The organism is Glaciecola punicea ACAM 611 (assembly GCF_000252165.1).
GTDB lineage: Bacteria > Pseudomonadota > Gammaproteobacteria > Enterobacterales > Alteromonadaceae > Glaciecola > Glaciecola punicea.
Window position 1 is genome coordinate 153370 of sequence record NZ_BAET01000030.1, and the last position, 25303, is coordinate 178672.

At 39.7% G+C, this 25303-nt stretch carries 21 protein-coding genes and 2 pseudogenes; 14 read left to right on the top strand and 9 right to left on the bottom strand.

Translation table 11 applies throughout. The features are described from left to right. Nucleotides 1-208: 208 nt before the first annotated feature. A complete protein-coding gene (locus tag GPUN_RS11590; RefSeq protein ID WP_141567285.1) occupies nt 209-1720 on the top strand; it encodes an alkaline phosphatase D family protein in 1512 nt (503 codons plus the stop codon). Between the two features lie 219 nt (nt 1721-1939). Here GPUN_RS11590 and GPUN_RS11595 read toward each other — a convergent pair whose 3' ends face one another. Beyond that, complete coding sequence (locus GPUN_RS11595; RefSeq protein WP_006006944.1) at nt 1940-2893, bottom strand: sugar kinase; 954 nt, start codon at nt 2891-2893, stop codon at nt 1940-1942. Between the two features lie 382 nt (nt 2894-3275). Between GPUN_RS11595 and uxaC the strand changes: the two genes are divergently transcribed. Further along, nucleotides 3276-4691 (top strand): glucuronate isomerase, encoded by a 1416-nt coding sequence (gene uxaC / locus GPUN_RS11600; RefSeq protein ID WP_006006946.1) that lies wholly within the window; start codon nt 3276-3278, stop codon nt 4689-4691. Between the two features lie 45 nt (nt 4692-4736). Next, nucleotides 4737-5933, top strand: a complete 1197-nt coding sequence (gene uxuA / locus GPUN_RS11605) for a mannonate dehydratase (RefSeq protein ID WP_006006949.1) — start codon at nt 4737-4739, stop codon at nt 5931-5933. A 128-nt stretch (nt 5934-6061) separates the two neighbouring features. On the opposite strand, the gene GPUN_RS14410 is transcribed toward uxuA, so the two are convergent. Further along, nucleotides 6062-6199: a hypothetical protein gene (locus tag GPUN_RS14410; RefSeq protein WP_006006951.1), complete on the bottom strand. Its 138-nt coding sequence runs from the start codon at nt 6197-6199 to the stop codon at nt 6062-6064. Nucleotides 6200-6931: 732 nt separating this feature from the next. Here GPUN_RS14410 and GPUN_RS11615 point away from each other — a divergent pair. The 4 genes and pseudogenes from GPUN_RS11615 (at nt 6932) to GPUN_RS11630 (ending at nt 11911) form a co-directional block, all read left to right on the top strand. Continuing rightward, nucleotides 6932-8350, top strand: coding sequence for a 3-keto-disaccharide hydrolase (locus GPUN_RS11615; protein WP_006006955.1), 1419 nt, complete (start codon nt 6932-6934; stop codon nt 8348-8350). Nucleotide 8351: 1 nt separating this feature from the next. Next, a complete protein-coding gene (locus GPUN_RS11620) occupies nt 8352-9683 on the top strand; it encodes a Gfo/Idh/MocA family protein (protein WP_006006958.1) in 1332 nt (443 codons plus the stop codon). A 98-nt stretch (nt 9684-9781) separates the two neighbouring features. Next, nucleotides 9782-9886 (top strand): annotated as a pseudogene (locus GPUN_RS14840) (IS982 family transposase); the annotation flags it as partial. Between the two features lie 984 nt (nt 9887-10870). Next, entirely contained in the window at nt 10871-11911 is a 1041-nt protein-coding gene (locus GPUN_RS11630; RefSeq protein WP_006006962.1) for a LacI family DNA-binding transcriptional regulator, read from the top strand. A 61-nt stretch (nt 11912-11972) separates the two neighbouring features. Here the strand turns inward: GPUN_RS11630 and GPUN_RS11635 are convergent, their stop codons facing one another. The 4 genes from GPUN_RS11635 to GPUN_RS14675 form a co-directional block, all read right to left on the bottom strand. Then, entirely contained in the window at nt 11973-13178 is a 1206-nt protein-coding gene (locus GPUN_RS11635; RefSeq protein WP_006006963.1) for a Gfo/Idh/MocA family protein, read from the bottom strand. 109 nt (nt 13179-13287) lie between these two features. Next, on the bottom strand, nt 13288-14043 hold the full coding sequence (locus tag GPUN_RS11640; protein ID WP_006006968.1) for a FadR/GntR family transcriptional regulator: 756 nt from the start codon (nt 14041-14043) through the stop codon (nt 13288-13290). A 953-nt stretch (nt 14044-14996) separates the two neighbouring features. Further along, a complete protein-coding gene (locus GPUN_RS14670; protein WP_006006970.1) occupies nt 14997-15158 on the bottom strand; it encodes a hypothetical protein in 162 nt (53 codons plus the stop codon). After that, the gene (locus GPUN_RS14675) at nt 15155-15352 is read right to left on the bottom strand and encodes a FadR/GntR family transcriptional regulator (protein WP_006006972.1); all 198 of its coding nucleotides are present in this window, start codon (nt 15350-15352) and stop codon (nt 15155-15157) included. The genes GPUN_RS14670 and GPUN_RS14675 overlap by 4 nt, the downstream gene beginning before the upstream one ends. Before the next feature lie 737 nt (nt 15353-16089). Here GPUN_RS14675 and GPUN_RS11650 point away from each other — a divergent pair. From GPUN_RS11650 to GPUN_RS11665, 4 genes are read left to right on the top strand one after another with little or no spacing between them, the layout of a single operon-like run. Then, complete coding sequence (locus GPUN_RS11650; protein ID WP_040521015.1) at nt 16090-16521, top strand: hypothetical protein; 432 nt, start codon at nt 16090-16092, stop codon at nt 16519-16521. Further along, nucleotides 16518-17588, top strand: a complete 1071-nt coding sequence (locus tag GPUN_RS11655) for a TRAP transporter substrate-binding protein (protein ID WP_006006976.1) — start codon at nt 16518-16520, stop codon at nt 17586-17588. The genes GPUN_RS11650 and GPUN_RS11655 overlap by 4 nt, the downstream gene beginning before the upstream one ends. Further along, nucleotides 17581-18105, top strand: a complete 525-nt coding sequence (locus GPUN_RS11660; RefSeq protein ID WP_006006979.1) for a TRAP transporter small permease — start codon at nt 17581-17583, stop codon at nt 18103-18105. The genes GPUN_RS11655 and GPUN_RS11660 overlap by 8 nt, the downstream gene beginning before the upstream one ends. A 2-nt stretch (nt 18106-18107) precedes the next feature. Then, the gene (locus tag GPUN_RS11665; protein ID WP_006006981.1) at nt 18108-19409 is read left to right on the top strand and encodes a TRAP transporter large permease; all 1302 of its coding nucleotides are present in this window, start codon (nt 18108-18110) and stop codon (nt 19407-19409) included. A 525-nt stretch (nt 19410-19934) separates the two neighbouring features. Here the strand turns inward: GPUN_RS11665 and GPUN_RS11670 are convergent. Further along, nucleotides 19935-20849 (bottom strand): DMT family transporter, encoded by a 915-nt coding sequence (locus GPUN_RS11670; RefSeq protein ID WP_006006983.1) that lies wholly within the window; start codon nt 20847-20849, stop codon nt 19935-19937. A gap of 73 nt (nt 20850-20922) precedes the next feature. Continuing rightward, nucleotides 20923-21399 (bottom strand): isochorismatase family protein, encoded by a 477-nt coding sequence (locus GPUN_RS11675; protein ID WP_274378079.1) that lies wholly within the window; start codon nt 21397-21399, stop codon nt 20923-20925. Between the two features lie 80 nt (nt 21400-21479). Between GPUN_RS11675 and GPUN_RS11680 the strand changes: the two genes are divergently transcribed. Further along, nucleotides 21480-21740 carry a transposase gene (locus GPUN_RS11680; protein ID WP_006006987.1) on the top strand — a complete coding sequence of 87 codons (261 nt, stop codon included), beginning with the start codon at nt 21480-21482 and terminating at the stop codon, nt 21738-21740. 17 nt (nt 21741-21757) lie between these two features. Here GPUN_RS11680 and GPUN_RS14035 read toward each other — a convergent pair. Next, nucleotides 21758-22027 (bottom strand): annotated as a pseudogene (locus tag GPUN_RS14035) (transposase); the annotation flags it as partial. Nucleotides 22028-22203: 176 nt separating this feature from the next. On the opposite strand from GPUN_RS14035, the gene GPUN_RS11685 reads away from it, so the two are divergent. Both GPUN_RS11685 and GPUN_RS11690 read left to right on the top strand, forming a co-directional pair. Continuing rightward, entirely contained in the window at nt 22204-22533 is a 330-nt protein-coding gene (locus GPUN_RS11685) for a DMT family transporter (protein WP_006006989.1), read from the top strand. A 559-nt stretch (nt 22534-23092) separates the two neighbouring features. Further along, complete coding sequence (locus GPUN_RS11690) at nt 23093-25189, top strand: TonB-dependent receptor (RefSeq protein ID WP_040521017.1); 2097 nt, start codon at nt 23093-23095, stop codon at nt 25187-25189. Nucleotides 25190-25303: the final 114 nt, after the last annotated feature.

Below are 25303 nucleotides of genomic sequence, written 5' to 3' on the forward strand. Positions count from 1 at the left end.
AGTATAAGGTGCAAAAAAATAAATATTTAGGATGCCTAATAACCATGCCAATCGATATTCGGCAATTACTTATAAGCAATAATAAACACGAAGACACCCTTATAAAAAACGTGATTCCTTTTCTGCCTCCCTGTGAAAACATAAGTATTTACGTACCCTGCAAATATTGATGTTAAATTCCACGATAATCAAAAGAGAGTAAAGTACTATGTATAAAAGAACAAAGATGAAATTTCTAATCGCAAGCATCTTGGTGGTTTTTCTATTTGCTTGTAAGTCGGTTAATGAGCACGTCCCTGCTCGTCAACTAGTTACGCTTAAAGAGGCGCACATAGGTTCGTTAGAGATGGATACTAAATTGCTTGATAGTTATGAACCTTTACCTGAAAATCTCAGACAATTTTATATTGATACTCGTTTTGTTTTTGCTAATGACTCGGTCGCTGATTTTACGCATCCTGAGATCCTGAAAGCGGCAGAAAAATATGGGATACCGCTAATTGGTGGGCCTATGCTCGGACAATTACGTGATGATGGCGTGACCCTTTGGCTGCGTCCATCTTCTAAAGACTCTTTAACCGTAAAAGTAAAAAAATCTACTGACAGAGAGCCCAAGAAATTTATTATAAGTGATAATGTACCCGGCGTAGAGCAACGTATTAAGTTAGATGGCTTGCTTGCAAATACCCATTATCAGTATGGTGTCTATGCAAATAATAATCAGATTGCAGAAGGTGCCTTTACCACTGCACCGCCTATGGATAATAAAGGATTATTCAGTTTAGCATTTGGCTCCTGTTCTCATAAAATAGGCCTACACAACCCTAATATTATAAATCAAATCATGAAAAGAGACCCTGATATTATGTTGTTATTGGGAGATATTGCCGTTGATGATAGATTGAATAATATTAGCATGCATAAAGCTGACTATGCATTGCGTGATATTTCAAAACCATGGCGTTATTTGGCCGCTAATACTCCGATTTATGCGATGTGGGATGACCACGATTACTTTGACAATGATCTTGGTGGTATTCCTGAAGGTTTTAAAGCTGGTGACAGAGACACTGTTAGAAATGTGTGGCAACAAAATTGGAATAATCCTCAAACGCAAAGTGAGGGTATTTATTTTAATACACGCATTGGACCGATAGAAGTTATAATGCTTGATACACGTTCATTCCGCGAAATTGATCGCCGCGGTGGTTATGCCTCTTTTCTAGGTAGCGTACAACTAGGTTGGTTAAAAGATACATTGAGTAATTCGACCGCGCCTTTCAAGATAATTACTAGCGGAACCATGTGGAGCGACGACATTAGTAACGGAAAGGACTCTTGGGGAACTTGGGATACAGTAGCTCGTGAAGAGCTCTTTACGTTAATTGAAGCAGAGCGAATTTCAGGCGTATTGCTCATCAGTGGAGATCGACATGGTGCACGTGGATTTACTATTTCTCGTCCTTCAGGCTATAAACTTCATGAGTTTCAAGTGTCAACACTATCTGGTGTAGAAGGTCCTGAAGCAATCGCAAAAAATCCAACTAATCAATTGTTTGGTCATATTGGGAAAGACACAATTGCTTTCGGAGAATTTATCTTTAACACGCAAAAAGAAGAAGCGTTAGTGACGTTCAGGTTGATTGACGAAACAGGTAACATCATGGAAGAGCATGTATTACCGTATAGTCAATTAATACCAAATGAGCTAGTGAATTGAGCATGCTCTGAAAACTAAGGTGGCTTGTAAATATACTAAGTCTTACTGGTTTAAAAGGTTAGCTGCTACTGTATATTATGGTTGCTCAATGTAAAACAATTGAGTGACCAAATATACCCGTTCTACTATTGATATTGCTGTTTAATAACTAATACTGATGTAATGTACGTGTATGCTCATAACGTGGCTTTAGAAACTCAGCAGTAGGCAAAAAATAACTTAATTGCTCTGTTGCTGCTGTATAATTTGAAGATGTTTGTTTAACTTAGACAAGTGTGGTGTCGAGAGCCCCCCTCCTTTTATTAACAGTATCTGTGATGCTGCTTTTGCAGCAAAATTTACCGCATCATAGGGAGTTAGACCTGCCAATCGAGCGCCTATATATCCACCATTGAACGTATCACCCGCGCCAGTTGTATCGATAACATTTTTGGACGGTGTTATCGATACAGTAGTTAGGCAGTGGTTATAAATTATCGAGCAATTCCTGCTGCCATTTTTAATTACGGTTTCACTTATATCAATAGCCAATAAGCGCTCAAATATATCCTTCGACGATGTACAAGCAAAAAGTATCTCTTCTTCTTCATAGCCAGGTAAATATATATCTACATGCGGCAATATTCCTTTAATAGCCTGAGTGGCAGCGGCTTGATTAAGCCATAGACTAGGACGATAGTTTGGGTCGAAAATAACTTTCCCACCGAGCTGTCTATAATGTTCGAGAAACCGGATAAATATTGATGCATTTGAAGTATTGATAAGTGCAAGGGTAATACCTGAAAAGTAAAGATAATCGTGATTTTTTACTTGATTTAATAATGGCAGTAATAGATCCTGATTATTAAATAAAGCTTTTGCAGCTGAATCATCTCGCCAGTAATTAAAAGAACGTTCCCCATCCTTATCATTGTATACTATATAAAGCCCTGCTGATTTATTGAAAGCAGAATTCGGCTCAAGTATTTGAACATTTCGCTGCTGAGCGTCTTGGCGAATAATTGCTGCAGGTTGGCCCTCGCCCAAACTTGTAATATATGTGACACTAATGTTAAGTCCTGCAAGTGTGCACGCAGTGTTATAAGTATCACCGGAAATCCCTAGCACATAATTTCTTTCACTAGTAGAAGAAAACTCGAGCATCACTTCACCAAGGATAGCAATATTGGTCATAAAAACTCTCTATAGATTGGCTGAAAATAGTAAAGTGTGACTGGCAAGGTTACTACACATTTAATGTACTGATACATAGTAAGTGAAAAAATACCGGCCTTACCAGTTATTTTTTATTTTTTGCTAATTATCAGGCATATACCAGTTTTAAATCGTAATAAGCTACTATTTAATTATTATTATTATAATAATCAGCCTTTTACATTTAAATAAACAATATATTACGTTATTTTATTTGGACTTACCAGTGGCGTATCTGTTATATTGCGTTACCGTTTTTATTTCAATTAACCCATCTCCTTTTTTATACATTCGAAATTGGTCAGGCCTTGAGATTGGTTGTATTTTGATAGGATAGTTATCTGTCTAGGAAGAAGGTTTCATGATTAAAAAATTAGCATTGCACCCCGATAGACTCTTTTCATCAAATGTAAATATTCGAAAAGTTGCGCGTTCTCTATATCAAGTAGTGAAAGACCTACCGATATTAAGTCCGCACGGGCACACTGACCCATCTTGGTTCTCTGAAAATAAAGCTTTCAAAAATGCCACTGATTTACTTATTAAACCCGATCATTATGTTTTTAGGATGCTTTATAGTCAGGGAATTCCACTTGAAGACCTCGGGATTCAAACAGCCGGAGACAATAAGGTTGAAAAAGATGATCGTAAAATCTGGCATACATTTGCTAGACATTATTATTTATATCGTGGAACGCCCTCACGAATGTGGCTTGATATGGTGTTTTCGGAAGTGTTTGGTTTTGACCTCGTGTTGTGTGAAAAATCAGCAGATGATTATTACGATAAAATTAATGCTGCGTTAGTAACTGACGCTTTTAAACCTAGGGCTTTGTTTGAGCGCTTTAATATTGAAGTGCTTTCAACCACCGAGTCTCCCCTCAATGACCTGGCACATCATCTAGCAATTAATGCAAGTGGGTGGAGGGGCAGAGTAATCTCAGCTTATCGGCCTGATCCTGTAATTGATCCAGATTTTGTCGGTTTTGTTAGTGCAATTAGAAGGTTTGGCGAAATTACTAATGAAGATACGTCAACATTTTGTGGCTATCTATCTGCTCACAGAAAACGACGAGATTACTTTAAATCAACGGGTGTGACAGCAACAGATCACGGCCATCCTACGGCTCAAACAGCTTACCTTGACAGACAAGCAATAGAGACACTTTATGCCACAGTTATTTCAGGTCTAGCATCTCCGCAAGAAGCTGAACTGTTTAGGGCACATATGCTTACCGAAATGGCAGGAATGAGCATAGAAGATGGCTTAGTTATGCAATTACATCCAGGTGTGTTTCGCAATCATAATCAAGCCATTTTTGAACGTTTCGGTTACGACAAAGGGGCAGATATACCAGTACAAACTCATTTTACAGAGCAGCTCAAACCACTGCTTGATAAATATGGTGTTAATCCAAATCTAACGCTCATTTTATTTACTCTTGATGAGACTAGTTATGCGAGAGAGCTTGCTCCTTTGGCAGGGCATTACCCTTGTCTGCGTTTAGGTCCTCCGTGGTGGTTCAATGATAGCCCTGAGGGTATGCGGCGCTTTCGTCAACAAACAACAGAAACAGCTGGCTTTTATAATACCGTTGGTTTCAACGATGACACACGCGCTTTTTTATCTATTCCAGCCCGTCATGACATGGCGCGAAGAATGGATTGTAATTGGCTTGCAGAGCTAGTGTGTGAGCATCGTTTAGATATTGACGAAGCAGAAGAACTAGCGATTGACTTATCGTACAGACTAGCCAAGAAAGTTTATAAGTTATAACAGTGAACGAAAATGGTTAGTCATTAAACTGATGGAGGTTTTATAATGCGTGAAGCTTGGAGATGGTTTGGCCCCAATGATCCAGTATCAATTGCCGATATTAGGCAAACGGGAGCAACAGATATTGTTAGTGCATTACACGCGATACAAACGGGTGAAGTCTGGCCTTTAGACAAAATACGAGCGCATAAAGTGTTAATTGAAAAGGACAATCGTGCCCAATCATCTCTTGTATGGTCAGTTGTTGAGAGTATTCCGGTACATGAAGATATAAAATTAGGTCTAGAAAATATACAAGGCTACATTGATGCCTGGATTACATCGATGGAAAATCTAGCAAAATGCGGTATAAAAACGATTTGTTATAACTTTATGCCAGTGCTTGATTGGACCCGGACAGACCTGAAGTTTCAACTACCAAACGGAGGGTTTGCTCTTAGATTTGATCAACAAAAATTTGCAGCCTTTGATCTGTTTATTTTACAACGTGAAAATGCAGAAGCTGATTATTCTGCTGAAGAATTCGCCCAAGCAAAACAAATTTTTTTAGAGATGCCTGAAGATGAAAAGGCATTATTAACCAAAAATATTATTGCTGGTTTGCCAGGTAAAATGACGGATTCTTACGAGATAGATGATTTTCGGAGAATGTTAGAAAAATACAAAAATGTAACTAAAGATATTCTTAGAAAGAATTTATTTTCTTTTTTATCGCAAGTCTTACCAAGAGCCGAGCAATTAGGTGTAAAGTTAGCCATTCATCCAGATGACCCCCCTAGAGACATGTTAGGGCTCCCACGCATTATTTGTACTTCAGACGATTTAGATCTTCTCTTTTCAGCTCTACCTAGCCCATCAAATGGAATAACCTTATGTGCAGGTACTTACGGTAGTCGACCTGACAATGATTTACCGCGAATGGCTAGAGTGTTCGGTTCTCGTATTCATTTTGCCCATTTACGAGGTGTTAGCAGAGATAAGAATGAACAACGTTCATTCTATGAAGCTGACCATTTATCAAGTGATGTTGACATGGTTGGGATTATCTCTGCTCTACTAAAAGAAGAGCAGTTGCGCGATGTTGCCACAAATCCTCAAGGAATATTTATCAGGCCAGATCATGGTCATCAAATTTTAGATGATATTAATAAATTGGCTAATCCAGGATATTCTTGTATTGGGCGCTTGAAAGGCTTAGCTGAGATAAGAGGCGTCATTAAAGCGCTTAGTACTCCTCATTAGCGCGCGAAAGGGTGATAGCAGATACACGTTCTTCGATTTTTTTATACAATACTTGTCGTTAACTAAAAGCTGACAATAGGTATATTTTGAGGGGCATATTTGAGCAGGTGATTGTTAAAACGAAGAAGTTATAACTGTTTTGCTACTAGGGATAAATATTTTGCAAAATCATCGATATCGCAGTACAACTCGACTAATTTATTGATGCTGGTTCCTTCTTGGATTTGTTCAATCTTTGTCGAAATTTCAGATCTTGGAAACAGCATTTAGTTCAATTTCTTAAGTATGATTCGGGTTAATGAGTCAAACGAGATCGCCATTAGCATTACGAGAGGCTATTCGTGCGACCATCCCACTGAATTAAGACAAGTTATCCTCAACGTAATTCGTAAAAATCAAGCCAGTATTCTTATGTATATGAAGCTTGCAAATGGCAACAGTAATGACATAGCGGGCTTTAAACAGACAGTGAAGTCGCATATTCATAACCTAAAAGCCGCACAGGCCAGTCAATACTTGGGAAAGATGCCGCACTTCATGTCAAAGAGACTCTGGAAGATCTAAACAAGCTTGTGCAATTACTTTTACGCGTGTACCGCAAACATTAATAGAAGCCAATGACCTGATTAAATAAGTGCCTACCAAAACGTTCGAGGCGATGGAAAACTGCTACTCAGGTATATGGGCGAACTCTCAATATGCAGGTGTTGTTAGCGCCGGCGAAGATCCGCTGATATTTGCCGAATTATAAAGTGGGTGGTTAACGATGTTAATTGCCATTTATAAAAGCTCTTATGGAACTAGTTCCTCAAATTCAACATCCATCAAACAATACTATCTTACTTATTAGCCAAATTTAACAAGCCTACTTTGCCAATTTTTATTTCTGTATGACCAATTATGTGATATAACTTTCTAACGCTACTTTGATGTAAACAGTATGTTATGCGTTCGAAATTGCATAGATTTAGATTTTATAAAAAAGGAGAAGTAGGATAATGCGAAAATTAAAGGTGTTATTGATGTCGTGTTTAGCAACAATCCTGATGAGCTGTTCGTTGCTAGGTAACGCTGCAGAATCTGATGGCTGGCAAAGTTTATTTGACGGTAAAACTCTCAGTGGTTGGAAACAAATCAACGGCTCTGCAAAATTTGAAGTCATTGACGGTGTCATTGTGGCTACTGCTGATGAAACATCAAAAAGTAGCTATCTTGCCACAGAACTAACATTTGGTGATTTCATCATGGAGTTTGAGGCAAAAGTTGATAGTCCATTAAATTCAGGAGTCCAATTTCGTAGCGTAAGTAAGACAAGTTATAAAAATAGCGATGTTGTCGGTTACCAATTAGAGATTGATCCAAGTAGTCGTGGGTGGACAGGCGGGATTTATGATAAAAATCGCGGTAAGTGGTTATATCCATTGTCATATAATGATGCTGGTCGGACCGCTTACGAAAAAGATGAATGGAATAAATTCCGTATAGAAGCTATCGGCAATGTTCTACGCACGTATGTTAATGGTACAGCAACCGCTAACCTTTCGGATAACCAGACATCAGAAGGTTTCTTTGCACTTGAAATTGAGTCTACTGCTGGCGACATTTCAAAGTTAGGCAACCAAGTTAGCTGGCGAAATATTCGCGTTAAAACTCAAGATTTAGATCAGGAGCGCTGGTCAAATGGTAAAACTATAGCGGAAGTTAACTTTATTCCTAATGAACTAACTGAGGGTCAAATAGCGGAAGGATGGGAGCTACTGTGGGATGGCAAAACAACTCAAGGGTGGAAGGGTGCTAAGCTTGATAGTTTCCCACCGATAGGTTGGGAAATTAAAGATGGAGTATTAAGTGTCTTATCATCGGGTGGTGCTGAATCTCGAAATGGTGGAGATATTACTACTTTGGAGGAATTTAGCGACTTTGAACTGGAAGTTGATTTTAATATTACTACTGGAGCAAATTCAGGTATTAAGTACTTTGTTGATCCAACCTTACTTAAAGGTGAAGGCTCTGCGATTGGTTTAGAATTCCAAATTTTAGACGATGACACACATCCAGATGCTAAAAAAGGGGTTGCTGGTAATCGCACTGTAGGGTCTCTTTATGACCTTATTGCAGCCAGGAATTTAACCGAACTTAAACGTGATAACAAATACTTTAACGATATTGGGTACTGGAATCGAGCGAGAGTAGTGGTGCAGGCTGGCGACGTTCAGCATTGGTTAAACGGTATAAAAGTCGTTGAATTCAACCGCCATAGTCAAATATTCGATGCACTTGTTGCCTACAGTAAATATTCAAAATGGCAGAATTTTGGTGGTTGGGAAAAAGGCCCTATTTTATTACAGGACCATGGCGATTTAGTTCATTTTCGTAGTATTAAAATCAAACGTTTAAATCGAGTTGAGGAAAAATAAAATGACCATTACACGCAGAAAATTTTTAGGAACAGCAGCTGCTGCACTAGGTGTTGCGGCGGCATCAACTTTTTCAGCTAGTAGTTACGCCCGAATTTTTGGAGCGAACGAACGAGTTAATGTAGGGTTTATGGGACTACATAGCCGAGGTGAAGGTTTAGTGGGTTCATTTATTAATGGTGGTGGTGTTAACATTACTAATATTTGTGATGTTGATAGTCGCGCGATAAGTAAAACGTCAATGATTATAAAAGGAGCTGGCTTTAAAACGCCTAAAGCTACTGCAGATATTCGTACCATGCTTGAGGATAAAAATATAGACGCTATTTGTATTGCGGCACCAGATCACTGGCATGCCCCTGCCGGTGTGATGGGCCTAGAAGCAGGCAAGCATGTTTATGTAGAAAAGCCACTTAGTCATAATCCCCATGAAGGAGAAATTTTTGTTGAGGCGCAAAAGAAGCATGGAAAGATTGTACAAATGGGTAACCAACAGCGGTCTTCAGTTGAGACTATTGAACTGATTAAACATATTCGTGAAGGTATGCTAGGAAATTGTTATAAAGCTGAAACTTGGTATGCCAATAACCGTGGTTCTATTGGTAATGGAAAATCTGTACCTGTACCTAATTGGTTAAATTGGGAGTTATGGCAAGGACCGGCGCCACGCACTCAATATAAAGATAATATTGTGCATTACAATTGGCATTGGTTTTGGCATTGGGGCACGGGTGAACTATGTAATAACGCGGCTCACGAACTTGACATTGCACAATGGGCGTTAGATGTAGACTTTCCTGAAAAAGTATCAACTACCGGTGGGCGTTACTATCACACTTCTGATGATTGGGAAATGTATGACACTATTCGGGCTCGTTTTAGCTTTAAAGGCGGTAAAACCATAGAATGGGCAGGTAATAGCTGTAATAATATTAAACGTTTTGGCCGCGGCCGCGGCACCTTAATATTAGGTACAAAAGGACATGCAATAGTCGATAGAGCTGGATATGAAATTTATGATGTGTCAGGTACTCTGATTAAAGAGCGTAAAGTCGAAGGAGCTGCTACTTCAACTAACGATCTAATAGGAGTAGGCCCATTAACTGAAAGTCATATTGCTAATTTCCTTGACAGTATTCGTGGTAAGGCTTCTAAGTTGAACTCGCCTATTGACGTGGGTCATGTCAGTACGCTGCTTTGTCACTTAGGTAATATTTCCTACCGAATAGGTGAAGATGTTAATTGCGATCCTCTAAACGGCCGTGTTCAAGGAACCAAAGCGAATGAACTTTGGGGTCGTGAATTCCAAAGTGGTTGGGATATTAAAGCTTAATTAACCTGAATCGTGGACAAAAAAATTGAACTAAATGCCTGTTCCAAGATCTGATCTTTCGACAAAGACTAAACAAATCAAAAAAGGAGCAGGCACCCATTAATAAGTTAGTCGAGTTATATTACCATATCGATGATTTTTGCAAGATATTTATCCCCCAGTGGCTAAAGCAATTACTGGAAGATTGCACTCAGAAGCGTCAGTGAAATTGCTGGCTGACAACGAGTGAAATTGCGACACTTGTTTTTTGTGCTGCTCATGCTTACACGCCAGCTCACTGCGGATAAGTAGCCACGTTTGTGCAAAACCCCCGTAGTCACTGTCATAACTCGCGCCTTCGTAGCCTTGCGAAATCGTCGGAAAAGTTAAGGTCGGCGCTTGCTTAATAAATGATTTGGTTTCTTTGAGAGTTTGTGGCATACCCGCGACAAACAATTGCCATTGAGCATCTAAGTTTTCAATGGTTTCCTTAGCTTATAAAACGGCCTCGGCCACTAAATAGAGGTTCGCTTGGGCCACTTTCATGTGAACCGGTATGCCGGACTGATTCTCACAGATAAGATTGAGGATGGCTAGATTAAGCTCACCGCCATCAGTGGCTTTGCCATCATAATGATTGAATCAAGATGTAAGGCATTTGTTTCCAAGCCTATTACTAAGGCTTAGCCTATATCTTGGCATGGTCAGTGGCGCTACCTGATAAAACGGTAAGAACTGCGTTTGCAATGCTGCCCAAAGGTACAGAATATAAAGCTAAATGCATTCACACATAAAAAGTGTCAACAATAAAGTGCGTAAAAAAAAGTAAAAACGAGCGCGTTAAATCAGTATTACTCTAAGAGCCTATAGTCCGCAAAAGAGATTTGAAAACATGCTCGCGGAAATATTATAGAGTCTGATTCACCTACTCAATTAGAACTCGTATATAAGTTCGCATGTACACCTTTAAAAGTAAAGTTTGTTGTTGACAACACGGGGTCCACATAAGAGCAATAGATCAAGGCTTGGGATCTGCTTTGACAAAAATAGGATAGGTGTCTAATTAGTGAACGAATTGAATTTTAAATAGCGGTACTGAATGATATAAAAATGATACCGGTATCATTTTTATATCATAGATGGTAACATCATCACGTTCCGTATTAATTTTTAACACTGAAAGTTAGGGGACTTTGTGAGATCTTATTGTGATAAAAAAAGAAAAAAAAGCGACTATTAATGATGTTTCTAGGTTGGCAGGTGTTTCAAAAAAAACTGTATCTCGCATAATCAATAACTCCCCAAACGTCAGAGCAGCGACTCGTGAAAAAGTCGAAAAGACAATAAAAATATTGAATTACTCTCCAGACCCTCAAGCCAGGGGTTTAGCCTCGCAGCGATCTTTCTTATTAGGTTTGGTATACGATAATCCGAATGCATCATATGTCGCAGAATTTCAACAAGGTGTTCTTGATCATTGTCGCTCTCAAGGCTATGAATTAGTCGTGCACCCGTGCGACAATAAAAGTGTTAACTTGGCCGGGGAGCTAATTAGGTTCATAAGTCGACTTAAACTCGATGGTATAGTCATTCTTCCACCCTTGTCAGCAAATGCATCACTTGCTGAATTAATAGAAAAATCTGGTTGTCACTGCATTCGGATATTGCCTGCAGCCTCTGAAGCACCGGCTCAAGTTGTTCAATCAAATGATTTGCATGGCGTCAGAAAAATAGCTCAGTTATTAGTGAAGCTTGGTCATACAGAAATAGGCTTCATTCATGGACCAAAAGACTCCTTGTCGGCCAAAGAACGTTATGTCGGCTTTGAAAAGACTTTGTTAGATCTCGGTGTAACATTACCTCAACAGCGAATAGTTTGGGGTGAATATACGTTTGATTCTGGAGTCGCATGTGCAGAAGTATTACTTACTAAACAACCAAGACCTACTGCAATATTTGCCAGTAACGATGAAATGGCACTTGGTGTAATATTAACCGCAGCAAATATGAAAATAAAAATACCAGATGAGCTATCTGTTATTGGCTATGATGACGAGCCTCATGCTTCAAAGATTTTCCCCTCACTAACTACAGTGAATCAAAATGTAAGAGAGATGGGAAGATTAGCTGCAATTAAATTAGTAGCATTATGCAGAGGAAGCGGGGAAGAAGATGAACCAATGGAACACTCTGTAATGCCGACCTTAATTGAGAGGCAATCAACAGCCAGGGTGAAATTCAAATTCTAATTCCACTGTTTTTCTGTCATTTTTCACAACAAAAATTGAAAGTTTTTAAACATTATGCCACCTAAATAGCTTTATTAAAGTCTTTTAAATATACTGTTTTATTAGTATCCATTGCTTTTATTCCCATATCAATAGCAATAGAAGTTTTCGCTCCTGTAAAAACATTTGATAAAGGAATTGTCGTATTAATAATTGCATCTCTAAAGTCTATTAGTGCCTGCTTTGTGGGATCCAAGTGCTCGAACTGTATGGGCTTACCTTTACTTTCTTCCCAGTTCATGGTCGCCCCCGAGACACCATCTACGTCTCCATATGTTTTATTATATTTCCCTTCAGTGAATTCCCACGCCGCATTACGACCTATAATAATTGTGCCCTTGTCGCCAGAAACTCTTATTTGATAATCATCTTTTGCATTAGATGTTAGACAAGTAAATGATGCTTTTAAGCCGCAAGGGTAAGCATAAATTACGTGTGTATTATCGTAAGTTTCGCGCCCATCTTTCCAATAGTCAATACCACCAAACCCAGTAACCCTTTCTGGCTGCGAGTTTGAAAACCAATTAACGAAATCAATTTGGTGGGAACTTAATTCTGCAAGCAGTCCGTATGAATATTCTCTGTACATTCTCCAATTAATTTGTCTTTCCAACGATGGCTCATGAACTGCGCGACGCCAATTACCATTTCTATTCCATTGCGCTTGAACAGACGTGACCTTTCCTATCTCTCCGTCTTGAATTTTCTCTACTAAATGAGAATACAAACGAGAACTATGGTATTGATGGCCGGTCTGGAAAACTTTTTTATGGTGGTTTGTAACTTTCTCAGTTAACTTGAGAGTATCAATATATCCTTTCACCATTGTTTTTTCGCAGTAAATATGGACTTTTGCATCAATTGCAGCCATTGCAATTGATGCATGAGTACTTAAAGGAGAGCTTATTATAACAGCATCAAGGCCTTTGTGATTTAGTAAGCCTAAGTGATTGGAATATGTTTTTGCATTGGGAGAGATGATACGAGTCTCTTTAAATCTAAACTCGAGTGGGTCACATATAGCCACAATCTCAAAGAAATCTAATTCAATTAGAATTCTCATTAAACCTTTGCCTCTAGAACCTAAGCCAATTACACCGATCCGAACTCGCTCTCTGTTTTTAGGAAGTAATATTCCAAAAGCACTATTAAAAGGATAAATTAAAGACGAAGAAACGGCTACAGTAGCTGCTGCTGTAATTTTAAGGAATTTTCTTCTTTTGATCATAAGTTTTTGTTCCGTTATTAATATTTATAACTAAACTTTTTCAGATAGAACACGCGCTATTTTAATATTACTATCCCAATCGGTAATTGTAGCGAGTAAGGTAAGAGTCTCAGAAACTTCGATATCTTTCCCTAGCCTTCCGTGATTGATCTCGCGCATCCTCTACAGCCTCAATTTCAGTTGCTTCTAAAATATCATCTATAACTCGCATTAAATGTTCTCTCATTAACCTCCGCGAAGAATCAGCGTCATGCGCCTTGAGCGCCTTGTAAACTTCGCGATGCTCCTCAACAGACGGCTTTAGGCCACTATCACGTACTTTCTCATACATACGCTTTGTTAGTATAGAGTGCTCGCGCTCATCCCAAAGTTCTTCAATAACAGACATAATAGCGGTGTTTTTCGTTGCTCCCGCTATAATCATATGGAATCTTTTATCAGCTGCTTCGTGACTGTTTGTATCGTTGTTATTTTCACATGCCATTTCTTCTAAGGTCTCTGAAAGTAGGGCCAACTCTTCGTCAGTGATCATAGTAGCAGCGAGTGCCGCTGCTTCGCCTTCAAATAATGCTCTAGCTTCTGTTAAATCAAATGGTCCGATATCTTTATCTGCAAAGCGACTTGTGACTCTGCTGTTTTCAATGACATAAACACCTGATCCCATGCGCACTTTGACATAACCTTCTAATTCGAGTGCAATAACTGCTTCACGTATCGTCGGTCTACTTACACCAAACATTGACGCTAAATCTCGTTCAGCCGGTAACCGCATACCTACGGTATAATTGCCGGTGTCTATTAAAGCTACTAATTTTTCAGCCACTTGCTGATAAAGTCGCAGCACCTTTACTTTTGATGAGGCCATAAAAATTCATTCACTGTAAGTTCATATAGTATTGTTGTTGTAGGTTTGGCGTTAATTGACTAATTCAACTTAATATTAGAATGTACACTACCTTCAACTATTGATTGTTTTTATAATAATTGGATTGACCAGTTTATCTAGCACCAAACTATAATGCAAAATATATTTAAACTTTCTTAAAGTGCACGCTCAAAATGAGCATATTATCTGAAAATCTAAGTATTTAACTACTAACGGAAACATAATTCTTTACTGCGTTTATCACCATGTAAAGATAAATACTTTGAGTACTACTTAAGAACCATTGTGTATGGCATTAATAGGCGGCGTCGTACGACATTAACTAACAAGACTTCATTGTGTTTGAGGTGACAAAGAAAGCCAAACATCTTAGCTCGAACAATGCGATTTTTTACTCCATAGTTAGTCATCATTTAACAAGAATTAATCAACTCAGGTAGGCAGGCGGCTAAAACAATAGAAGTCTTATATAGTGTTTTTGGGATGGTTTAAGTTAGCAGTGTCATTTTTAAAAAAAGCTGGACAGACCAATTAATCATAATACCTGCCGTGGTAATCAGAGAGATAATCACATCCCCGACAATGGAACCTTGATCAATCTTGTGTTTTATCAATCTACAAAACATGTTTTTATTTACATTAATCCATTAATCTAAGTTTTGACAATATTTAAACCTTAACTGGAATTCAACGGGGTTACTAATAAATGGGACACAATATCGTATGGGCATTTTGCCTAAGTGCCTTAGGGTCATCCAGCTATCTGGCATGAAACTAATAAACTTTCTGCCAACAAGAGTTATATTTGTATCAATGTAAATAAAAAAAGCCTTACCAGTTTTGTTATGTACCCAATCTAGGCGTCGAGATAACCTAGGTCCTTCATACTCTATTTCCTTTTAGAGCAACTTCTTTAAGCATATGCAGCCCAGTTACTTTCTAAAATGGTGTGCAGCATTTGCGGTGGCTGATTCAATGATTAAGCGTATTTCTAAAATTTCGAATGGGCCAATACCGGTGTCATCTAATGCAAACTTTTTATTTGGCTTATCTTTAGAGCCATAAATACCCGAACCAGAACGGATCTCAATCACCCAGTAAGTTCAAGTGCAATCATCGCTTCTCTTACCCTAGGGCGACTTACGCCAAGTTGCTCGGCTAACTCGCGCTCTGAGGGAAAGCGTTCTCCGTGTCTTGTTTCATTGCTCTCAATAAGTTTGCGTAACTGTTTTGCTACCTTTATATAAAGGCTATGATTTTTAACGATTTCTAATTGTAACGATTTCATTGGATATCTCTTCTTAGATACATGGTGGCTTGACCAAAATTTATTTGCCAATACTAATGGCTTAACGAAAGAACTAAAATTACTTAGTAAGGTATTCTTTGCGAGCTATTTGAGACGTATGAGAGGCCTTGAAGTAAGGTATTGCAAGCAGCAATACCTTAGATTTCTCGATATTTTTAACACTTGTATCAGATCATTGTCTCAAATAACGAGTGCAAATCTGACAGGAAAGTAATGGCAACCAAAGACATAACGCCGTTATAACCCCAAAAAGGAGGTCTTTTGGCTACACGATAGTTAAGTTAAAAATTGACAACACAATAACATGCTGTTTACACTACTGGTAAGGAGGCATGACCAATTGTATAAGTGGAATGTGTCGAGATTTTACCTTTAAGGAATAATTTTATTGCACCAGATAATCTAAACCGCGGACAGACTATGGTGCGTTCTAATACCTACTACCTTTATAATTTACCTTCATCAGCAAAGACTAAGGCCTACTAATGTCTCCAACGCTCCACTTAAATGAAATGCATATACTCCCTGCCGAAATCAATGCCAGGTTGGGGTGTAAAATGCTCTATTATCACGTAAAAAAAATTCCTACTATAAGTCCAGCTAGTCATTCGTACCCTAGCTGTTTCGTAGAAATTCAGCTTTTTGCAAATATTACCTCACTACTATTCATCTCCAACCATTATCTCTTGCCTATCTTATGTAGCCAAGGCCTTAGCATGCAGCCGCTAAGTTTAACTAGTAAAAACGGCCCACTTTTTGAGCAAGACACCAAAAATGTGTGGCACCTGTTTGCAAAACACTATTGTTTTTTTTGCGGATCCCCCACAAAACGATGGCTAAACTATATGTTTACCGGCATCTGCTTCGTAGTTGCAGCATGGAAGCAGTACGTTTCTGGTTTCAAACCAAAAAATCTAGCAGCCAAAGCACAAGAACCTAAGACGGGTGTTCTTGCCCAAATCGGAAAACAATATGCTTCACAAACCGAGAGGTGGTTGTCAGATACGATGTGTCAAGATACAGTATTTGGTAGAGATTTGGAATTTCAGGTGTACTTAAGTCACAACCTAGTTACTTGCTTAGAGCAACTGCGCGTAAACGCAGACATTGAGCTAGCAGTCACTGAGTTTATGGATACAACACAATGAGCTCAATAAACAGTCTAATATTAGGTCGCGCTAAATATTTGCCGCCGTCAAGCATCAGTCAAGTAGTGTTTCGTTCCTTAAAATTGGTCTTTTCGAAATTCCTTCTCAGCATTGGTTTGTTATTTCTATTAAGCGCCTGTTCAGACAACAATAACACCGTAGAAATAAAATTGGGCCATGGTCTAGATACCCAACATCCCGTGCATTTAGGCATGCAATATATGGCCGACAAGTTAGTACGCTTATCAAACGGTGAGATGAAAATAGACATCTATCCGAATCAGCAGCTCGGAAGTGAACGTCAAACACTAGAACTACTGCAAATTGGCAGCGTGGGTATGACTAAAGTGTCTGCCGCGGTACTTGAAAATTTTGCGCCAAACGTAAAAGTATTAAGCCTCCCCTACATTTTTATTAATAAAGATCATGCTCACCGCGTTATGGACAGTGACATTGGCAGAGATCTGTTGACCGAAAGCGAACGGTTTTGGCTAAGAGGCCTGACATTTTACGATGCAGGTAGCCGCAGTTATTACAGTATAGACAAACCTATCTTATCGCCCGACGACTTGGTTGGAATGAAAATACGAGTGCAGCCAAGTGTAACAGCTATGAGCATGGTAAGAGCGATGGGTGGCGCGCCTACACCTATTGCTTGGGGTGAACTGTATACCGCGCTGCAGCAGGGTGTAGTAGATGGTGCTGAAAACAATCCGCCTAGCTTTTATTATTCGCGCCATTATGAAGTCGCCAGATACTTTTCGTTAAACGAGCATACTTGGGTGCCTGATGTGCTAATGATTTCAACGCATCTGTGGGATCGCCTTACCAAACAGCAGCAAAAATGGCTGCAGCAAGCCGCAGATGCCTCGGCAATTGAACAACGAAAACTATGGGCAATAGCAAATCAAGACGCGTTAGCTGCTGTAAAAGCGGCAGGTGTAGAAGTGATTTATCCTGACAAAAAGCCCTTTGCCGACGCCGTGCAAGACTTACTTAATACCTATACGCAAGAGCCGCAGGTGTATCAATATATTCAGCGTATCCGCGAGGTAGCCAATGACTAGTCAACCAGGTGGTTCACAAAAGAGCCTTGCACTGCACAAGTTTCTTAACAAATTACTTGAACCGCTGCTAATCACAGCACTTACAATGCTGGTGTTTGTTGTGCTGTGGCAGGTGTTCAGCCGTTATGTACTGCAGTCGCCAAGTACGGCCACAGATGAAGTTGCACGTTTTTTGTTAATGTGGCTAACGCTGTTAGGGGCGGCATGGGTAGTGGGCCAGCGCGGGCATTTGGCCATTGATTTACTCAGCGGTAACCTGTCTACCAAAAATGTAGTAACCCTGCAGCGCTTACTAATTGTGCTTATGGCAATTTTTACAATGGCAGTGCTCATCATAGGCGGCATTAGTTTAGTGCACGTTACCTTAACGCTCGCACAAACTTCTACGGTACTTCAATTACCAATGGGATATGTATATTTAGCGCTCCCTGTGAGTGGAGTATTCATGGTGGGTTTTAATCTATGTGCATTCATTCAAGCGAAAAGCGAAGCTTTACCTTTACATGGAGAAGAATAATTATGGCTTTTATCGAAGTACTTGTGTTGGTGCTTACCTTTATTATTTTGTTAGGTGTTGGTTTGCCAATTGCTTTTAGCATTGCTATTTCAGCCACCGTTACCCTATTACTTAGTGTGCCAGCTATGGCCGCTCTAACCACGATTGCTCAGCGTATGGCCACTGGCCTTGATAGTTTTACGTTACTGGCCATTCCATTTTTTATTTTAGCCGGCCAGCTAATGAACAGCGGTGGCATTGCACGGCGCTTAATAGACTTTGCTCGTGCGCTTGTAGGCGCTCTTCCCGGTGGCTTAGCGTTTGTAAACATTGTGGCGAACATGTTGTTTGGGGCTATCTCGGGCTCTGCTGTAGCCTCAGCGTCGGCGATTGGTGGGGCGATGGGTCCGCGCATGGAAAAAGAGGGCTATGACAAAGCTTTCTCAGCGGCAATTAATATTAGTTCGGCTACGACCGGGCTGATTATTCCGCCCAGCAATACGCTGATTGTATTTTCACTTGCTAGCGGCGGCGTATCTATTGCCGCGCTGTTTATGGCCGGTTATCTGCCTGGACTGCTGATTGGTGGCCTGTTAATGCTCACCGCAGGTATCATGGCCAAACGGCGTAATTATCCACGAGGCGAAAAAGCTAGTTTTGCTGAAGTTGCCAGAACTTTGGTGTCTGCAACGCCAAGCTTGCTGATGCTAGTAGTGGTGATTGGCGGCATAGTAAACGGCTTATTTACGGCAACCGAAGCCTCTGCCATTGCAGTGCTATACTCGGCCTGCTTGGCTGCGGTTTACCGCGAGGTGTCTCAAAAGCACATTCGTCCTCTTTTGCTCGACACAATTAAAACCACATCAATTGTATTGTTTTTAGTAGCAACCTCCATTGCTCTGTCGTGGGTAATGGCCTATGAAAACATTCCGCAAAGCATAACCACTGCGCTATTAAACATTAGCGACAACCCCATTCTTATTTTATTGATCATCAATGTGATATTACTTGCGGTGGGGGTATTTATGGACATAACCCCTGCGATACTTATTTTTACGCCTATCTTTTTACCTGTAGTCGTTGCCACTGGCATGGACCCAGTTCATTTTGGCGTTATGATGATATTAAACCTTTGCATTGGCTTGTGCACCCCGCCGGTCGGCTCAGTGTTATTTGTCGGCTGCAGCGTGGCAAAAATTAAAATTCAGAACGTAATAAAGCCTTTGCTGCCACTTTTTATTACTATGCTGGTGGGCTTAATGCTAGTGACCTTTCTTCCAGAGATTAGCTTGACTCTGCCGCGCGCATTGGGACTTATTGATTGAGATCTTAGGTACGAAAAACATGTTGGTACCTCATTTACTTGCTCTTATTGCAGTTTTGGACAAGCCCGTCCGGACACTTATGTGGATTCCCCCGTTGCGGTGTATGTCATGATCTGTAAGTGTCATGATACACAGAGGGGTGAACTGCATATTTTATATATCTATATGTTTGGTCTTTTTTATTTTCATTATTTGTCACTAAACCTAGGAAGGTATTTTTGATCGGGTTTAGTCTGGGCTTTATTGTTGCGTATTTTTAAAAAGATAATCATTTCAGCTAAAAGTCATGGTTGCCTGAACGACTGAATAAATAAGTCATAAAAAATTACCATTATTCAAACACAAGATAATTGAGTGCACTTTTATGCCCTAGTATTCGTCTTACCGCTACATATTAAGACTCTTTGCTAGGGAGACTGGATGCAAAACATTGTGGTAAAAGAGAAGCCCTTACTTTAACGATCGGGCTTGCGCTACCACCGCATAAATACATTGGTTATTGCACTGGCATTATTCTCTGGCATGTTACTTTATTTTGGGCTTCATCATCATGCCTACAGCCACCAAAATAAGTGTGAGTCCAGCCGCGTGGTAAATCGTAAAAGCTTCATCCAAAAGGATAACGGCAAATATCGATGTTATTACTGGGCCACAGGTACCGACAATACTGGTGAGTTCTGGGCCAATTTTATGTATAGCTTCTGCCACAAGCAGTGAGGGAATAACTGTACAGAAAAATGCAAAACCAGCGACAACTAAGAAGGCGTGGTTTGAAACGTGCAAGGTTTTAATATTTTGTGTGAACACGAAAAATACCAATATGGTAATACTAGCTGCAATCATTGCTATACTAGTAAACATCTGGCTACCAATTTTAGTCATTATCGGCTTACTGTAAATAACATAAACTGCAAATGCAATAGCACTTAAAAACACTAAACTTGTGCCAAGTGCAACGTTAGAGCCCATAACTCTCAAATCATGAGCGAAAATTAATAATATACCCGTATATGATATCCCCAACATCCACCAAATATTCTTGGGTAATTTGGTTTTAAATACAAAATACGATAGCAATACTACAATGATGGGAAAGCAAAAAAGTACTATGCGTTCAAGCTGTGCTGAAATGAATTGCAGGCCTAACAAATCTAGATAACTTGCTACAAAGTAACCTAATACGCCTAGTAGTGCCGTCGGCAAGATATTTGCAATATACGCCCTACGCTTATCACTGTTTTTTATCCAGCATAAGATTACCACCCCGATATAAAAAGGCAGTGCAAACATCATTCTAAGTGTAATGACTTGCTCACTTGTCAAGCCAATTTCATAAGCATATTTAACGACAATGGGTTTAAGTGAAAACATGAATGTGCCGGCCAGAGATAATAAAATGCCGGGCAAAATAACATTATTCAAAGATGAGTTGGTTTGCAAAAGAATGTTTTTCCAAAGTCGTAGAAACCGCTGCGAATATTATACAAAGGCGCAATAAGTGTATCTTTTAATATTACTTTAACACCTTCACGCTGTTCTGATTTAAATATTTTAATACTTCAGAAAGAGGCAGTACCTGACCATATTTTGCGTGCATATCGTGCAGGCTCATGTCATGAGCATCAGGGTTTCTATCGCCACAGGCCTCCGGTACCACTATGCACATAAAGTTATGCTGCAAGGCGTCTACGCAAGTAGCGCGTACGCAGCCTGAGGTGGTTAGGCCTGTAATAATGAGGGTATCTATATTTAGGCCTAATAACTGACTGGCTAGAGATGTGCCAAAAAAGGCACTTGGATGGTGTTTTTCAATCACATTATGGGCATTAACATATTGGCTAAAGCTTGAATGAATGTTTACCCAGTGTGAGCCGCGCTGCAGAATATTTAAAGCAGGCAAGCGTTGTCTAAAAACACTTGCCTGTTTTTCATTATCGTACACGACAGTGCTAAAAAATACCGGCACCTTATACTTACTCGCAGCCCTCAACAGCGTAAGGTTAGCCTGTTCTGGTTGAATTAGCAGGACACATCAATAAAGGATAAACTCCAACTTATTGAGGTGTAAAAATGACTAAACGTACAAATAAGAATTACCCAAATGATTTTAAGCAAGAAGCGGTATCACTGGTAACTGAGCAAGGTTATTCAGTTGTTGAGGCGGCTGCTTCATTAAATATTACTGATAAATTGCTTTATAATTGGGTGGCGAAATTTAAAGAACAAAGCGAAAAGTCTGAGTTATCAACGGATGAAAGAGCTGAACTCATTCAACTCAGAAAAGATAAAAAACGCTTGCAAATCAGTAATTTAGTATACCTGTTGCTTTGATGACTTGAATCCTCAGTAGCCTTTTTTAATATTTCCTTCTCTAACTCAGCACGCGCAAGACGCTTCTTCAAATCACGAATTTCTATCTGCTCAGGTGCTATTGGTAATTGCTTTACCCTAATACCTTTTAGCTCTTGTTTGAGCTGACTTACCCATTTGCTAATAGTGGAAGGAGCAACACTCATTGCCCCTGCTGCTTCTTCCTGGCTGTAATTTTGGTCAACAACTAATTGCGCCGTTTCCAACCTAAACTCAGGGCTATGAGTTGGTCGTTTCTTTGTCTTCATTTTTGTCACCTAATCTTGCTATGCAAATAGCATAACATTTCTAGTTAGGTGGCCAAATTAACTATGCCACTACACTGCTATTTGTTGCCTCTAATTAAAAATTAGAGACGACAAGCATGGTGACACAGGGTGACTTCGGGTTAGTATACTACTACATTTTTATCGGAGGGTTGAGTATGGGTTATTGGTATTTGGCAATAGCGATTGGTGCTGAAGTGATAGCAACATTAGCACTTAAAGCATCAAATGGTTTTGCTAATTCAATCTCAAGTATTATTTGTGTGATTGGTTACGCAGTCTCATTTTATTTCTTGTCTTTGGTACTAAAAACGGTTTCAGTTGGTATCGCATATGCTATTTGGGCTGGTATGGGCATTTTTTTAATTACTTCAATTAGTGCAGTTATGTATAAGCAAATACCAGATTTAGCTGCATTTATAGGTATGCTCTTAATTTTATCTGGTGTTGTAATTATTAGCGTATTTTCAAAAACTGTGAGTCATTAAACATATTACAAATAAAGACAGGTCCGGAGTATAAGGCACTCATCAAGCAAGTGTTTTATACTCTAGAAGTACATAATATGAATAACTATTACATAGTCGAGTGCTGGTAACTGATCAACCATAGTTAATTTGATGCTTATTAGTCGCTAGGTGCTAACTAGTTTTATCCGTTACTGTTGCGAGTTTTTCCTCCTTCTCCGACCCTGCTTCTAATAGAGGGGCTCTGCACGACATCTTCAGTTCATTCTAAACCGCTATAGATTATTACTCTTGTGATGTCTCTAATATTGTCGGACCACTGCCATTATGATACCGACTGAAAATATCAGCAAATCTTAAAATAGGCCGTTTCATTACCTTATCGAATAATATATATCTTAATCCAAACTGACACTTTTCAGGGAATGTAAACGTTTCACTACGGTTATTTATATTTAAAGCTAAAAATATTAATAATGCGAATGAGTCGCATTCCTTTCCGTATTTTATTATGTATAATGCCCCGCTCAAATTAATGTATTAATGGGTCTTGTTTGACTATAAGGCTTGGAGAAGAAAATTGAAATTAAAGTTAACAGCAATTGCAACGGCAGTAATAATGAGCAATATTGCATATGCTCAGAGTGAAAAAGACGTAGAAGTGATTGCGGTAAAAGGACAATACCTTTCTATTAATGAGTCAAACTCAATCAAAACGCCTACGCCAATTATTGACGTTCCGCAAAGCTTATCTATTTTTACGGCAGATCAAATAACTGAACGCGGGATCACCAGCGTTGGGCAAATGATTGACTACACGCCGGGCGTAAACAATTCTCAAGGTGAAGGCCATCGTGATTCAATCGTGTTTCGTGGGAATCGGTCAACAGCAGATTTTTACATAGATGGTAACCGAGACGACGTCCAATACTATCGCGCGCTTTATAACGTAGAACAAGTTGAAATATTACGCGGCCCAAATGCGCTGTTGTTTGGCCGTGGTGGTACGGGCGGCATTCTAAACCGTGTATCAAAAAAGGCACAAGTGGGCGAGCAGTTTAATGCTTATAAAGCGTCATTGAACACATTTGGCGGATTTAACCTTGAACTTGATTCTAATATTGATACGGGCGATACATCTTCAATCCGCATAAATGCGATGTATGAGAGTGTAGAAAATCACCGCGATTTTTATGACGGCGAGCGATACGGTTTTAATCCAACTGCACACATAGAACTAAGCGACGACACCACGGTTGACCTCTCTTATGAGTATATTAATCACCAGCGATTTATAGATCGCGGAATACCCACTGGAAGCGACGGAAGACCTGTAGAAGCTTTAAAAGATGTGGTATTTGCTGATCCTGAAAATAACTATCATGAATTAGAGGCCCATATTTACAAAGCCAACCTAGCGCATCAGTTTACCGATAGTATTAAAGGTAATTTCAGCGCATTTTATGCCGACTATGATAAGGCTTACGCGAATTTTTATGCTAGCGGCTATGACCAAAACACTAACGTTGTTGAGTTAGACGGCTATATTGACAACACTGTGCGCGATAATCTAATATTATCAAGTAACATGGTTGCCGAGTTTCAAACCGAGAGTTTTGGACACACATTGATTGTGGGTGCTGATTTCATTCAGACAAACTCAGACCAAAACCGCTTCAACCCTGTGTTTAGTACGACAATGGATGATCGTGAGTTTTTTGTTGCAAATAGGCCCATTTCTTTAAACGGTTTCGCTGGGGTTAATGCAAGTGGCGAGAGTTTCACTACCGGATTTACTGACTTAAATGATGATACTCGAGTAGGCCTAGATGTATTCTCGCTATATATTCAAGATGAAATTGAAATTTCTGAACACCTAGATATTATCATTGGCGCACGTTTCGACAGCTTTGACATAGAGGTACTTAATGCAAACCCAAGTGCAATTGAGACACGCTCACGCAAAGATGAACAAGTTTCACCGCGCGCAGGCATTATTTATAAACCTCAAGAAAACGTATCAATCTATGCTAGCTATAGCGAATCATTTTTACCTCGCAGTGGCGAGCAATTTGCAAATATTAATGGTAATAATAATCAACTCGACCCTGATACTTTCGCCAACCAAGAGATAGGAATAAAGTGGGACTTTGCCGACGGTCTCAGTTTAACGGCTGCGTTATTTGAGAATGAACAAAGCTCGCCTCAAGTCGCAGATAACGACCCAGCAACCCTAGACGTAATTGACTCTGAAATATCAGGTTTTGAACTGCAACTCGCTGGACAAGTTACCGATGCATGGTCTGTGTCGTTTAACTACAGTAATCTAGACGGAGAAATAGTCGACCGCAACGGTGGCACAGGACGGTCACCTCGAGAAGTGCCAGAGAGTAATATCTCTATTTGGAATACTTATCAAATTAGTGATGTTATGGGTCTCGGCTTAGGCGCAACTTACCAAGATGAGAGTTTTATCAACAATTCGAACACGGCAACCTTGCCAAGTTATACACGGGTTGATGCATCCGCTTATTATGATGTAAGTGACGCTATGCGTATTCAACTGAATGTAGAAAACTTAACAGACGAGTTGTATTACCCTAATGCACACTCTACTCATCAAGCGACAGTTGCCGCTCCTTTAAATGCTAGATTATCAATAATCGGGGGGTTCTAAACAGTCGAACAGGGCCACATTTTGTGGTCCTGTTCAATCTAAGTCGCTTCGATAATTAATCCAGAGCACTACAATACACAGAAATTGACGGGCGCCGATTGGCAGCTACTAGCC

Bases quoted from the DNA above. Each gene is read 5' to 3' on its own strand.
- GPUN_RS11635 (WP_006006963.1), bottom strand. From the start codon at position 13,178: ATGATCAAAAGAAGAAAATTCCTTAAAATTACAGCAGCAGCTACTGTA.
- uxaC (WP_006006946.1), top strand. From the start codon at position 3,276: ATGATTAAAAAATTAGCATTGCACCCCGATAGACTCTTTTCATCAAAT.
- GPUN_RS11655 (WP_006006976.1), top strand. From the start codon at position 16,518: ATGAGCTCAATAAACAGTCTAATATTAGGTCGCGCTAAATATTTGCCG.
- GPUN_RS11660 (WP_006006979.1), top strand. From the start codon at position 17,581: ATGACTAGTCAACCAGGTGGTTCACAAAAGAGCCTTGCACTGCACAAG.
- GPUN_RS14675 (WP_006006972.1), bottom strand. From the start codon at position 15,352: ATGAAATCGTTACAATTAGAAATCGTTAAAAATCATAGCCTTTATATA.
- uxuA (WP_006006949.1), top strand. From the start codon at position 4,737: ATGCGTGAAGCTTGGAGATGGTTTGGCCCCAATGATCCAGTATCAATT.
- GPUN_RS14410 (WP_006006951.1), bottom strand. From the start codon at position 6,199: ATGCTGTTTCCAAGATCTGAAATTTCGACAAAGATTGAACAAATCCAA.
- GPUN_RS11665 (WP_006006981.1), top strand. From the start codon at position 18,108: ATGGCTTTTATCGAAGTACTTGTGTTGGTGCTTACCTTTATTATTTTG.
- GPUN_RS11595 (WP_006006944.1), bottom strand. From the start codon at position 2,893: ATGACCAATATTGCTATCCTTGGTGAAGTGATGCTCGAGTTTTCTTCT.
- GPUN_RS11650 (WP_040521015.1), top strand. From the start codon at position 16,090: ATGCAGCCGCTAAGTTTAACTAGTAAAAACGGCCCACTTTTTGAGCAA.
- GPUN_RS11615 (WP_006006955.1), top strand. From the start codon at position 6,932: ATGCGAAAATTAAAGGTGTTATTGATGTCGTGTTTAGCAACAATCCTG.
- GPUN_RS11590 (WP_141567285.1), top strand. From the start codon at position 209: ATGTATAAAAGAACAAAGATGAAATTTCTAATCGCAAGCATCTTGGTG.
- GPUN_RS11685 (WP_006006989.1), top strand. From the start codon at position 22,204: ATGGGTTATTGGTATTTGGCAATAGCGATTGGTGCTGAAGTGATAGCA.
- GPUN_RS11680 (WP_006006987.1), top strand. From the start codon at position 21,480: ATGACTAAACGTACAAATAAGAATTACCCAAATGATTTTAAGCAAGAA.
- GPUN_RS11640 (WP_006006968.1), bottom strand. From the start codon at position 14,043: ATGGCCTCATCAAAAGTAAAGGTGCTGCGACTTTATCAGCAAGTGGCT.
- GPUN_RS11620 (WP_006006958.1), top strand. From the start codon at position 8,352: ATGACCATTACACGCAGAAAATTTTTAGGAACAGCAGCTGCTGCACTA.